The following is an 11,872-nucleotide window of genomic DNA, read 5'->3' as shown; positions in this document are numbered from 1 at the left end:
CTAATTGACGTTATTGCGTTTGGCCAGATCAACCATTTCTACCAATGATTCAGTCTTGAGCTTGTCCATGATGCGGCCACGGTAGGTGCTGATGGTCTTGGCGCTGAGGTTCATGCAATGGCCTATGTTCTTGTTGTTTTCACCACGGGCCAGACGCCGAAGCACTTCCATCTCCCGATTTGACAGGCTGCCCAGGCGCCCGTGCTCGCTGTCCAGAGTGTTGCTGTTCACCGACATCTGCGGGAAGGTCGAGTACCCCTTGACCAAGGCTTTCATGGCAAAGACGACGGCATCGAGATCTTCATCTTTGGTTACAAATGCGCCTATACCGGCATCCAGGCAACGGCGGACGTACAACTCGGTGGCCTGTCCGGTCAATACCATGATCCTGGGGACCTGTTCGAGTTGCTGCAGGCGCTTGATGACTTCCATGCCGTCGAGGCCAGGAAGCCCGATATCCAGGATCACGACGTCGGGTCGCAGGTTGCGTGCTACCTGCGCCACTTCGCTACCGTTCTCGACTTCCCCCACAACTTTGAAGCGCTCGCGCTCAAGCAGCATGCGCAGCGCGAATCGAACGGTAGAGTGATCGTCAACGATCAGCACGGTTGTCATGAGGCTAACTCCTGTCGGAATGTGGTCCGTTTCCTAAGGCTAATCAGGAATACGTCTGCAAGGTCTTTCTGCAGCGCAGCACGATACGTCCATTCCGGTTCCTTGGTAATGGCGAGTATAGATCTGTTGAGTTAGGGGGACGACTTTGTTGAAAAATCCTACAAAATCGTCTGAGTACAAGCATCGCCAGGGTATTTTTTCGCCGATGCTTGTGGCTGCAAGTTGTTCAAGCACAGCGGGCGTGGGGCTTGAGCACGCGCTCAGTGGCAGGTGGGTTGTTGCTCAAGGCCGTACCAACCCGGGTGGGGCGTGCGACCAATTGACCTGAGCAGTTGGGGCAGCGGCCATTGAAGTGGGTTTCAGCACAGCTTTTGCAGAATGTGCATTCGAACGAGCAGATCAGCGCGTCAGGGCTGTCGCCCGGCAGATCGCTATTGCAGCATTCGCAATTGGGGCGTAGTTCCAGCATGGGCGCGACTCCGGTCCGCGGGATGGAGCCTGGAGTCTGCTACGGTCTGTATCAGCTTGGCAATGTTCAACTGCCCCGGCGATAAAGGTGCGCATGCCCGGCGCGGTACAGGGCTGACTCGGCGAACGGAGCATCGCCCAGTACGTGCCCGACGAGAATCAGCGCGGTGCGACGAAAACCCTTCGCGGCTGCCTTCTCGACGATATCCTCGAGGGTGCCCCGTGCCCAGTCCTGATCGGGCCAAGTGGCGCGGTGAACAACGGCCACCGGGCAGTCTGCGCCGTAATGGGGGACAAGCTCATCGACGATTCGAGCCAGGTGTTTCACGCCGAGGTGGATCGCCAAGGTGCAACCATGACGCGCCAGGTCGCCCAGTTGCTCGCCTGCTGGCATGGGTGAGCTGTCCCCGTAGCGGGTTAGAATGACCGTCTGCGCCACCTCAGGCAGCGTCAGCTCGCAGCCCAGCAACGCGGCACTGGCAGCGGTAGCGGTTACACCCGGAATGATCTGGTAATCGATACCCAGCTCGCGCAGATGGCGGATCTGCTCGCCGATTGCGCCGTACAAGCTGGGATCGCCACTGTGAACACGGGCGACATCCTGGCCTTTTTCATGGGCCGCGTGCATGGCCTCCACGATTTGCTCCAGGTGCAGTTCCGCGCTGTTTATCACGGCCTCGGCCTGGTGCCCGTCGAGCACTGCCGCGGGCACCAGGGAGCCGGCGTAGATGATCACTGGGCACTGACGGATCAGGCGTTGCCCTTTGACCGTGATCAATTCCGGGTCGCCGGGGCCGGCGCCGATGAAGTAGACCGTCATGGAAAATCCTTGCAGGTGAATGGGTGGGCCAATTATCCGCCGCAGGCAAGGGCCAGGGTAGCGGCGCCGAGCGTTTGCCGCGTCACCACAAGCGAGGCGTTGCCGCGTTCATGATGGGCCATTGCCAGGGCTGCGCTCTCCGCGACGCCCCAGCAACCGCTGTGGGCGAATGCCACCGCAGAGCGATGGCTCAGTTGTGGCTCGTAAGCCTGTAGTTGCGAGGCGTCGAACACCAGCAGGGGCAAATTGTGACGTTCGGCGAGTTGTTGCAGGCCAGGCTCGTCGGCTTTCGACGTGATGCTGGCGATGCCGCGCAACGCCGACAGCGTCAGCCCGTGGCCATGAAGTGCCTGGTGCAGCAGCTCGTCCAGGACCTCAACCGGGCAGCCCCGGCGGCAACCAAAGCCGGCGTAAAGCGCCGGCAGCGGGTGGTGGCTTGCCATCAAGCCTGGCTGGAACGGCGGTACAGCCAGGCGCTGAGTAGGCCCAGAGCCAGCCAGAAGGCAGCGTTGGTTGCCCACGAAGCGATCTTGAACTGTGTTTCCAGGGCTTCTGGGGCCAGGCTTTCATGGACTTCGGGTTGCGGAGCGCCGATCAAATGCGGCACTACCAGCAATACTGCCCCGAGGGCCTTGAGCAGCCAATGACGAGCGAACACCAGCAATGCAAGCCCCAGCGCGGTGGCGGCGGCGGTGCCAATCCACCAGTTCTGGCGCTGGCCGAGGTCTGCGGCTGCGGTGCCTGGCAGCTCTGGCGGCAGGCCCAAGGTGGGTGCCAGGCAGAACACGGCGAACCCGGCCAACCCCCATAATGCGCCGGTGGTGACGCGGTTGGGCTCACGCAGGCTGTACAGCGCGGCAAGGATCAGGGCGAAGCCGACGGCTACGACGAGGTTGCCACCGGTGGTGGCGAGGATGCGCTGCCAGCCGTCCTCCGGTGACCAGGCATCGGCACTGTGTTCGTGCGCCGCAGCATGTTCATGCCCAACGGTTGCCTGGATATCGTGGCTGTGGTGCTCGGTGGAGGGGGCTGTCGATTCATAGGTTTCCGCCTCAAGAATCAGCGGTGCGACCCAGAAGCTTTGCAGCAGGGTCAACAACAAGGCTGCGAGCAGCCCGCTGAACCCGGCGGTGCGGGCAATGCGCTTGATCATGGGGCGGTCTCAGTGGCAAGGGAACGCGGCGCTGTGGCGGGTGTCGTGGGCAGCGTTGTGCACGGCTTCGATGTGTGAGAAGCCGGCAAAGTAGATCAGGCACAGGCCCAACAGGCTGGCAGCGGCGGCGATGACCACGCGCTGGCTGAGGGTGACGGGGGTGGCGATACCGTGTTTGGCGCTGATGACGGGCATGACGCGTTCCTCTGCTTTGTAGGGCATTGTGCCGATTGAGCAACAGGCAAGCGCGGCAACCCCGGGCTTGAATGGCCCAGGGAAATGCGACAGCGCCCGCCCACCGCGGGGTGTTCATGAACGCCAGGCCGGTCTCCGGGCTTGCGAGGAGGAGCAGGGCTCCTGGTAAAGCGTCACCTTCCCATGCCGTACGATGTGGCACAGTGGTCTAGACGCTTCGCTCGCTTACCGTTGCGGGGGCAGCACCGGTATTGTCCGGCCCTGATCGAGGGCCTGCGACGCACCGGTTTCCCGTTTCACCCCCAGAGGGGGCACCTGAACGCAAGGTGCAAGGAGAGCACGGGGCAGGGTTTGCGTCAATCGCAGGCCTTATCGCAGGTCATTGTTTGGTTGCCGTTGCCGTTGCCGTTGTTTTGCTTTTGCTTTTCAGAGCGCGATAGTTCAGACACCGCAGATTGCGACTTCAGGAGGCCGAGCGCAGGTCTTGCGGAGGGAGGTGACGGGCATGGATGCCCGTCAAGCGCTGCGGCCCATGGATGGGCCGTCAGCGCGGTCCTCCCGGGAGCAAGGCCGGAGCGAGGGAACCCCGGAGCGAAGCGTAGGGGCCGGATGATGGGAGCAGGCGGTTTTTGGTTCCTTTTTGCCAAGACAAAAAGGGACCCGCCGTAAGGGCGGAAAGGTGAGTGAGCGCCGCCACGGCAAATAGATATTCACGCTAGCTGAAAGCCAGAAGCCAGAAGCCAGAAGCCAGAAGCCAGAAGCTCATGCGAGGGCTTTGATTCATGCGGGCATATCCATTTGCGGTGGCGGCGCTCACTCACCTTTCCGCCCTTACGGCGGGTCACTTTTTGGCAAACGCCCCAAAAAGTAACCAAAAAAGGCTGGCTCCTATCATCCGGCCCCTACGCTACGCTCCGGGGTTCCCTCGCTCCGGCCTTGCTCCCGGGAGGACCGCGCTGACGGCCCATCCATGGGCCGCAGCGCTTGACAGGCATCCATGCCCGTCACCTCCCTTCGCAAGACCTGCGCTCGGCCTCCTGAAGTCGCAATCTGTGGTGCCTGTACTTGCGCGCTAGAAAAGCAAGAGCAACAGCAAGAGCAACAGCAAGAGCAACAGCAACAGCAAGAGCAAGAGCAAGAGCAGGGTTAATTGGAGAGGGGCGTGGGTGGTGCACGCCAACAGTTGACCACCTGCCACCCCCCGCGTAGCCTTGCCGCTTCGAGGTTCTTCGGCCAGGCCGAAGCTAAGACGGGAACGCGGTACAAGCCGCGGCTGCCCCCGCAACTGTAAGCACCGGTAACGGATCGACACAGCCACTGCGCCCAAGCGCGGGAAGGCGTCATCCCGCCAGCCCCGTGATCGAAAGGGCCGCAACGGTGCAAGCCAGGAGACCTGCCTCGCAACGTTTTCGACTATCAACCGGGCGGGGTGATCCGGTGGCGAACGAGCCCGGCCGACCTGGCCGCGGCTTTCGTCCCGCATGCCCGCGCCATCCTGCCAAGGGCAACGCGACATGAAAACACTGGCCAAACTCCCCGTCACCATCGTCACCGGCTTTCTCGGCTCGGGCAAGACCACCTTGCTCCGGCACATGCTCGACAACGCCCAAGGCCGCCGCATCGCAGTCATCGTCAACGAGTTCGGCGAACTCGGCATCGATGGTGAAATCCTCAAGCAGTGCAGCATCGGCTGCACTGAAGAAGAGGCTAGCGGCCGCGTCTACGAACTGGCCAACGGCTGCCTCTGCTGCACCGTGCAGGAAGAATTCTTCCCGGTCATGCGTGAACTGGTGGCGCGCCGTGGCGACCTCGACCACATCCTCATCGAAACCAGCGGCCTCGCGCTGCCAAAACCGCTCGTGCAGGCCTTCCAGTGGCCGGAAATCCGCAACGCCTGCACCGTCGACGCGGTTATCACCGTGGTCGACAGCCCAGCTGTCGCCGCCGGTACCTTCGCCGCCTACCCGGACCAGGTCGACGCCCAACGCAAGCTCGACCCCAACCTGGACCATGAGTCGCCGCTGCACGAATTGTTCGCCGATCAACTGGCCAGTGCCGATCTGGTGGTACTGAACAAAGCTGACCTGATCGACGCCGAAGGCCTGGCCAAAGTGCGCGCCGAAGTGGCCGAAGAATTGCCGCCTGCGGTCAAGGTGATCGAGGCCAGCAGCGGCCGCCTGCCGCTGAACGTGCTGCTGGGCGTCGGGGCAGAGTCCGAGGCGCACATTGATGGGCGCCGCACTCACCATGATTCGCATCACGACGGTGAAGGCCACGATGATCACGATCACGATGCCTTCGACTCCATCTCCATCGACCTGCCAGAGGCCGACGAAGCGCTGCTGCTCGATGCCCTGACCCAACTGGTGGTGGAGTTCGGCATCCTCCGCGCCAAGGGCTTCGCGGCCATTCCCGGTAAGCCGATGCGCCTGCTGGTGCAGGGTGTAGGCACCCGTTTCGACAAGCACTTCGACCGCGCCTGGCGTGCCGATGAGCCGCGCATCACCCGCCTGGTGCTGATCGGCCAAGACCTTGATGCCGCGCACCTGCAAGCGCGTCTGCGCCAGGCACTGGGCGCCTGACCCATGCACCTGCTGCGGACCCAGCCCGGCGGCTTCGTGCCGGACGACAGCATCGCCGACCTCGGCCAGACACCCGCCGAGCTGGTGATCCTCTGCAGCGGCGACTCGCATTTGGCGTTGCTCGCCGAAACCGCCGAGCAACTGCCGGACGACTACCCCAGCCTGCGCCTGGCCAACCCCATGCAGGTGCAGAACCATGCCTCCGTCGACCTGTATGTCGACGAGGTGCTGCGCCACGCCAAGGTGATCCTGGTGTCGTTGCACGGTGGCGTCGGCTACTGGCGCTATGGGGTGGAACAACTGGTCGAACTGGCTTCACGCGGCGTGCAATTGATCCTGGTGCCCGGTGACGACCGCCCCGATCCGGAATTGACCGGGCTTGGCACCGTCACTGGAGAGCCAGCCGAGCGCCTTTGGCACTACCTGCGTCAGGGCGGCAAGGCCAACGCCGTCAATCTGTTCAAGTACCTGGCCAGCCAGTGGCTGGGCCGTGATTACAGCTGGGATGCACCGCAACCGTTGCCACGCACCTCGGTGTATCACCCGGGCACTCCCAATGCCACGCTCCAGGACTGGTACGCCCAGTGGCACCCGGAGCACCCGGTAGCGCCGCTACTGTTCTACCGCTCGCACCTGCAGGCAGCCAATACCGCGTTCATCGACGTGTTTTGCCTGCGCCTGCAGGCGGCCGGCCTCAATCCGCTGCCGATCGCCGTTGCCAGCCTCAAGGAAAGCGCCTGCCTGGAACAGGTCGAAAACTGGCTGGACGAAGCGGGCGCCGAGGTCCTGATCAATACCACGGGCTTTGCCATGTCCAGTCCGGAGCGTCCCAGCCTGCGGCCGTTTCGCCGGGACATACCGGTGCTGCAGGCCATCTGTGCGCAAGACAACCAACCTGGTTGGGAAGCCAGCGAGCAAGGCCTGGGCGCACGCGACCTGGCCATGCACATTGCCTTGCCCGAGCTGGACGGGCGCATCATTACCCGGCCGGTGAGCTTCAAGGACATGGCCTGGCGCAGCGAGCGCAGCCAGTCTGACGTGGTGTGCTATCGCGCCCATCCGGAGCGTATGGATTTTGTCGCCGAGCTGGCCAGCCGCTGGGTGGCGCTGGCGCGCCTGCCCAATGGGCAAAAGCGCATTGCGCTGGTGCTGGCCAACTACCCGACCCGGGACGGGCGCATCGGCAATGGTGTTGGGCTCGATACCCCTGCGGCGGCGCTTAACATTCTCAAGGCGCTGCAGGCTGAAGGCTACCCGCTGGGCGAACTGCCGGACAGCGGCACCCAATTGATTCACCAGTTGCTCGGCGGCGTCACCAACGATCTCGATCACCTCGACCAGCGCCCCTGCGCCCAGAGCCTGAGCCTGGCAGATTATCAGGCCGCTTTCGAGCGCCTGCCCGAAGCCAACCGCAAGGCTGTGCTGGAACGCTGGGGGGCGCCCGAGCAGGACCCGATGTACCGCAGCGGCCGCCTGATGGTGGCCGGGCTGCGCTATGGCCTGACCTTCGTCGGCATCCAGCCGGCACGCGGTTACCAGGTCGACCCCAGTGCGGTGTACCACGACCCGGATCTGGTTCCGCCGCATGGCTACCTGGCATTTCATTTCTGGCTGCGCCACGCCTTTGCCGCCGATGCGGTCATCCATGTGGGCAAACATGGCAACCTGGAGTGGCTGCCCGGCAAAGGCGTCGGCCTGTCTGACCAGTGCTGGCCGGATGCGCTACTCGGCCCGCTGCCGAACATCTACCCATTTATCGTCAACGACCCGGGCGAGGGAGCCCAGGCCAAGCGCCGCACGCAGGCAGTGATCATCGACCACCTGATGCCACCGCTGACCCGAGCCGAAACGTACGGGCCGTTGCGCGAGCTTGAACAGCTGGCTGATGAGTTCTATGAAGCGCAGATGCTCGACCCGCGCCGCGCCCGTGAGCTGCAGCGCGACATTCTCGAGCTGGTCAAGGCCAACCACATCGACCGGGAGCTGCAACTGGAAGGGCAACTGGACGACGCCGCCGTATGGCTGCCACGCCTGGATACCTACCTGTGCGATCTCAAGGAGTCCCAGATCCGTGATGGCCTGCACGTATTTGGCCAGTCTCCGCAAGCCCGCCTGCGGATCGACACCTTGCTGGCTTTGCTTCGGGTCGAGCGCGGTGATGGTCGGGGTGGTAACGCCAGTTTGTTGCGCACACTCGCCAAGGCTTTGGTGCTGGGCTTCGACCCATTGGACTGTGACCTGGGGCAAAACTGGGCGGGGCCGCGCCCGGCGCTACTGCAGGCCGTCAGCGAAGCACCGTGGCGTACCTTTGGCGACAGCCGGGAACGCCTTGAACTGCTGGCACTGCAGGTGATCGAGCAAGCTTTGGGCGGCGCTCTGCAATTGCCCGACGAGGCGCAATGGCAGCCGGTACGTCAGGTGGTGCAGGCCTTACAGGAGCAGGTTGCTCCAGACCTGGATGCCTGCGGGCCGGCCGAGATCAATGGCCTTCTCGCAGCATTGGCTGGGCGCTTCGTACCAGCCGGCCCCAGCGGGGCACCCAGCCGCGGTCGCCTGGATGTACTGCCCACGGGCCGCAACTTCTATACGGTGGATGTACGCAACCTGCCCACCACGACTGCCTGGCGCCTGGGTTTCGCCTCAGCGAACCTGGTCCTTGAACGCCATTTGCAGGACCACGGCGACCATCTGCGCCAGCTTGGCCTTTCGGTGTGGGGCACTGCAACCATGCGCACCGGCGGTGACGATATTGCCCAGGCCATGGCGCTGATGGGCGTGCGCCCGGTATGGGCTACCGGTAGCCAGCGTGTCGACGATTTCGAGATCCTGCCGTTGAGCCTGCTCGATCGCCCACGGGTGGATGTGACCCTGCGTGTCTCGGGCTTTTTCCGCGATGCCTTCGGCAACCTGATCCGCCTGTTCGATGCCGCGGTACAGGCGGTAGCGGCGCTGGACGAACCGGATGACCTCAACCCCCTGGCGGCGCGGGTGCGTGCCGAGCGAGCGGCGCTGCAGGCTGAAGGGGTGGAGGCCGAACAGGCTGCACGCCAGGCCGGTTGGCGGGTATTCGGCGCCAAGCCCGGCGCCTACGGGGCCGGGGTGCAGAATGCAATCGATGGCCGCCTGTGGCATAGCCGGGACGATCTGGCCGAGGTGTACCTCAACCATGGCGGCTACGCTTACGGTGGCAGTGACGAAGGCACCCCGGCGCGTGTTCAGTTCGCCAGGCGGCTGGGCCAGGTCCAGGCGGTGCTGCAGAACCAGGACAACCATGAGCACGACCTGCTCGATTCCAACGACTATTACCAGTTTCAAGGTGGCATGCTGGCGGCGTCCGAAACCTTGTCCGGTGCGGTGGTGGCCAGTTATCACGGCGACCACAGCCAGGTCGATCGGCCGCGTATCCGCACCCTCAAAGAGGAACTGAACAGGGTCATTCGCGCCCGAGCCCTCAACCCCAAATGGATCGACGGGGCCAAGCGGCACGGCTACAAGGGGGCCTTCGAACTGGCGGCGACGGTCGACAACCTGTTCGCTTTCGATGCCACCACACACCTGATCGATGACCATCATTATCAGTCGCTGGCCGATGCCTATGTGCTCGACCCGGCGACCCGCGACTTCATGCGTGAGCATAACCCCGAGGCTTTGCGAGACCTCACCGAGCGATTGCTGGAGGCCCAGCAGCGCGGGCTCTGGGAAGCGCCTGGTGAATACCGCGAAGCCCTTGAGGAGCAGTTGCTCGACGGCGAGGAACAAGCTTGAAATGAGTGAACCCGTGCAATTTCCCCTGGCGGCCGTGGTCGGTGCAGACGACCTGAAGCTGGCGCTGTGCCTGACCGCAATCGACCCGAAAATCGGCGGCGTGCTGATCGAGGGCCCGCGTGGCATGGCCAAAAGTACCTTGGCTCGCGGCTTGGCCGACCTGCTCGGTGAGGGGCCGTTCGTCACCCTGCCGCTGGGCGCCAGTGAGGAACGGCTGGTCGGCACGCTCGACCTCGATGCGGCACTGGGGCAGGGCAAGGCGCAATTTTCGCCAGGGGTGCTGGCCCAGGCTGATGGCGGCGTGCTGTACGTCGATGAGGTCAACCTGCTACCCGACACCTTGGTCGATCTTTTGCTCGATGTGGCTGCCAGCGGCACCAACCGTATAGAGCGTGACGGCATTTCCCACCGCCACAGTGCCCGTTTCGTTCTGATTGGCACCATGAACCCCGAAGAAGGCGAGTTGCGTCCGCAGTTGCTCGACCGCTTCGGTCTGAATGTGGTGCTCGATGGCTTGCCCGCGCCACAGGCGCGCCAGCAGATCATTCGTCGTCGCTTGGCATTCGACACCGACCCCCTGGCGTTCTGTGAACAGTGGGCCGCTGCTCAGGCACAGTTGCGCGAACGCTGTCATGCGGCGCGTCAGGGGCTGGCAGCGATAGCGCTGGACGATCAGGCCTTGGCCTGGATCACCGAGCGCTGTTTCGCCGCTGGGGTCGACGGCCTGCGTGCAGACCTGGTCTGGCTACGTGCCGCCCGCGCCCATTGTGCCTGGCGCGGTGGCGAGGCGATCGAGGAGCTTGATGTCGATGCGGTCGCGGAATTCGCATTGCGCCATCGACGCCGCGTACCGCCAGAGGTGGCACCACCTTCCAATCCCCCCGAGGCAGGCGGTCGCGATGGGCATAGCCAGGGCGGGCAGGGTGATTGGGGCGCGCTGCCTGCGCAGCCTGTGGCCAGCGGCGCCCGGCGTGAGGTACCGAACTGGGCAAAAAAGCCCTGAGCATCCGCCCGCCAGGCACTAAAGTGGCGGATGCCTTGCCCCGGGTCGGTAAGCTGAGTGGTGCCAGCCGTGGTCGCGTGCGTGCAGCGGAGAAGGGCCGCGTGGCCTGGCTGTCTACTTTGCTGAAAGGGCGACCACGCGTGCGCCAAGACCTTTGCTGGCAACAGCGCCAAGGCAGTGCTGCCCAGCTGTGGCTGGTGATCGTCGATGCTTCGGCCTCCACCCGCCGGCACAAGGCACTGGCACAGAGTAAAGGGCTGCTGGCAGAGTTGTTTGACCAGGCTTACCGCCAGCGTGCGCGACTAGCCTTGCTGACCGCCAGCGGCGGTGCACCGCAGTGGCAGCGTCATGGCCTGAAAGCCTCGGCGTCACTGCAACCCTGGTTGAACGCATTGGGTGCTGGCGGCGGTACGCCGCTGATCGCAGCCCTGGAGCAGGGCAGGCGCTGGCTGCAGGCAAGGCAAAAAGCCCACCCACAGGAGCAGCAGCGCTGCCTGGTATTCACCGATGGACGTCTGCAGCGCTCAAATGATCTGCAGCCGATGCCCTGTGCCACACTATTGGTGGACATGGAAATGGCGCCGGTTCGTCTGGGGCGGGCACAGCAACTTGCCATGCAATTGCAAGCACGCTATCAGCATATCGAGCAATTCAAGCTAAAAGAGTGATGCACTGCGCGAGGGTGGGGCGACACTTTGTCGCAGTTCTGCAAGTTGCCTGAGTGGTACTGGAAAGTTGCACAAGTGCGTGCCGAACACGCACTTGCACGCAAACTCTGATATTACTTCGGCATCGACCAGGGTTGCAGGGCATAGCCTTTCTGGCACAGTTCGGCACGCACTTCTTCGATCAGGCTGGCCCACTGGGCCGGGTCGGAATAGATGCGCGAAGACACTTGCTTGCTGCCGATACGGGTGCTGGTCCGGTCGATCACTGCCAGGCTCAGCTCACCAGTACCGTTGGGTGCATCCCAGGCGACGCACTGGAAGGGTTCGAAGGCGTGGTCGGCGATCAGCAGTGCTTCGTTGACACGGAGCGGGGCATTCATGGTTCGGTCTCTCTATGGTCCCAAACATCGAAATTCAAGTCCGCGTAACTGCTATCGCTTCAGGTTGTCGCGATCCGCAGCGCGGGGTTATTTGTACTGATGCTCCAAGTTAGGGGTGAAGTCACACAGTGGTTGTAAATTTTTTTACGACGCACACATTTTTTGTTTCCTGCGCCGCCTGTGACGCCGTTTATTACGAAAAATTCCCGAATGCCCGAAAACC

Annotated in this window: 11 protein-coding genes and 2 riboswitches; of the genes, 4 read left to right on the top strand and 7 right to left on the bottom strand. The window is 63.3% G+C overall.

The window, feature by feature from the left end:
• The 6 genes from JOE27_RS04645 to JOE27_RS04620 form a co-directional block, all read right to left on the bottom strand.
• A complete protein-coding gene (locus tag JOE27_RS04645) occupies positions 1-615 on the bottom strand; it encodes a response regulator transcription factor (RefSeq protein ID WP_046786104.1) in 615 nt (204 codons plus the stop codon).
• Positions 616-841: 226 nt separating this feature from the next.
• Positions 842-1,084, bottom strand: coding sequence for a DUF1272 domain-containing protein (locus JOE27_RS04640; protein WP_046786105.1), 243 nt, complete (start codon positions 1,082-1,084; stop codon positions 842-844).
• 66 nt (positions 1,085-1,150) lie between these two features.
• Entirely contained in the window at positions 1,151-1,903 is a 753-nt protein-coding gene (cobM, locus tag JOE27_RS04635) for a precorrin-4 C(11)-methyltransferase (protein ID WP_204918059.1), read from the bottom strand.
• 32 nt (positions 1,904-1,935) lie between these two features.
• Positions 1,936-2,328, bottom strand: coding sequence for a cobalamin biosynthesis protein (locus tag JOE27_RS04630; protein WP_204920616.1), 393 nt, complete (start codon positions 2,326-2,328; stop codon positions 1,936-1,938).
• 17 nt (positions 2,329-2,345) lie between these two features.
• Positions 2,346-3,056, bottom strand: a complete 711-nt coding sequence (locus JOE27_RS04625; protein WP_204918057.1) for a CbtA family protein — start codon at positions 3,054-3,056, stop codon at positions 2,346-2,348.
• Between the two features lie 9 nt (positions 3,057-3,065).
• Positions 3,066-3,251 (bottom strand): CbtB-domain containing protein, encoded by a 186-nt coding sequence (locus tag JOE27_RS04620; RefSeq protein ID WP_204918055.1) that lies wholly within the window; start codon positions 3,249-3,251, stop codon positions 3,066-3,068.
• A gap of 108 nt (positions 3,252-3,359) precedes the next feature.
• A riboswitch (cobalamin riboswitch) is annotated at positions 3,360-3,585 on the bottom strand.
• An 871-nt stretch (positions 3,586-4,456) separates the two neighbouring features.
• Positions 4,457-4,667: riboswitch (cobalamin riboswitch) on the top strand.
• A gap of 98 nt (positions 4,668-4,765) precedes the next feature.
• Between JOE27_RS04620 and cobW the strand changes: the two genes are divergently transcribed.
• The 4 genes from cobW to JOE27_RS04600 all read left to right on the top strand — a co-directional run bounded on the left by cobW (position 4,766) and on the right by JOE27_RS04600 (position 11,269).
• On the top strand, positions 4,766-5,833 hold the full coding sequence (gene cobW / locus JOE27_RS04615) for a cobalamin biosynthesis protein CobW (RefSeq protein WP_046786111.1): 1,068 nt from the start codon (positions 4,766-4,768) through the stop codon (positions 5,831-5,833).
• Positions 5,834-5,836: 3 nt separating this feature from the next.
• The gene (gene cobN, locus JOE27_RS04610; RefSeq protein WP_204918053.1) at positions 5,837-9,598 is read left to right on the top strand and encodes a cobaltochelatase subunit CobN; all 3,762 of its coding nucleotides are present in this window, start codon (positions 5,837-5,839) and stop codon (positions 9,596-9,598) included.
• Between the two features lies 1 nt (position 9,599).
• A complete protein-coding gene (locus JOE27_RS04605) occupies positions 9,600-10,601 on the top strand; it encodes an AAA family ATPase (RefSeq protein WP_119687080.1) in 1,002 nt (333 codons plus the stop codon).
• 77 nt (positions 10,602-10,678) lie between these two features.
• Entirely contained in the window at positions 10,679-11,269 is a 591-nt protein-coding gene (locus tag JOE27_RS04600) for a VWA domain-containing protein (RefSeq protein WP_119689048.1), read from the top strand.
• 113 nt (positions 11,270-11,382) lie between these two features.
• Here the strand turns inward: JOE27_RS04600 and JOE27_RS04595 are convergent, their stop codons facing one another.
• Positions 11,383-11,649 carry a hypothetical protein gene (locus tag JOE27_RS04595; protein ID WP_012314620.1) on the bottom strand — a complete coding sequence of 89 codons (267 nt, stop codon included), beginning with the start codon at positions 11,647-11,649 and terminating at the stop codon, positions 11,383-11,385.
• Between the last annotated feature and the right edge of the window lie 223 nt (positions 11,650-11,872).

It is taken from the genome of Pseudomonas sp. M5 (assembly GCF_016907075.1).
Lineage (GTDB): Bacteria > Pseudomonadota > Gammaproteobacteria > Pseudomonadales > Pseudomonadaceae > Aquipseudomonas > Aquipseudomonas putida_E.
This window is presented reverse-complemented; position numbering and strand designations above follow the sequence as displayed.

Bases quoted from the DNA above. Each gene is read 5' to 3' on its own strand.
- JOE27_RS04605 (WP_119687080.1), top strand. From the start codon at position 9,600: ATGAGTGAACCCGTGCAATTTCCCCTGGCGGCCGTGGTCGGTGCAGAC.
- cobM (WP_204918059.1), bottom strand. From the start codon at position 1,903: ATGACGGTCTACTTCATCGGCGCCGGCCCCGGCGACCCGGAATTGATC.
- JOE27_RS04595 (WP_012314620.1), bottom strand. From the start codon at position 11,649: ATGAATGCCCCGCTCCGTGTCAACGAAGCACTGCTGATCGCCGACCAC.
- JOE27_RS04625 (WP_204918057.1), bottom strand. From the start codon at position 3,056: ATGATCAAGCGCATTGCCCGCACCGCCGGGTTCAGCGGGCTGCTCGCA.
- JOE27_RS04620 (WP_204918055.1), bottom strand. From the start codon at position 3,251: ATGCCCGTCATCAGCGCCAAACACGGTATCGCCACCCCCGTCACCCTC.
- cobW (WP_046786111.1), top strand. From the start codon at position 4,766: ATGAAAACACTGGCCAAACTCCCCGTCACCATCGTCACCGGCTTTCTC.
- cobN (WP_204918053.1), top strand. From the start codon at position 5,837: ATGCACCTGCTGCGGACCCAGCCCGGCGGCTTCGTGCCGGACGACAGC.
- JOE27_RS04640 (WP_046786105.1), bottom strand. From the start codon at position 1,084: ATGCTGGAACTACGCCCCAATTGCGAATGCTGCAATAGCGATCTGCCG.
- JOE27_RS04645 (WP_046786104.1), bottom strand. From the start codon at position 615: ATGACAACCGTGCTGATCGTTGACGATCACTCTACCGTTCGATTCGCG.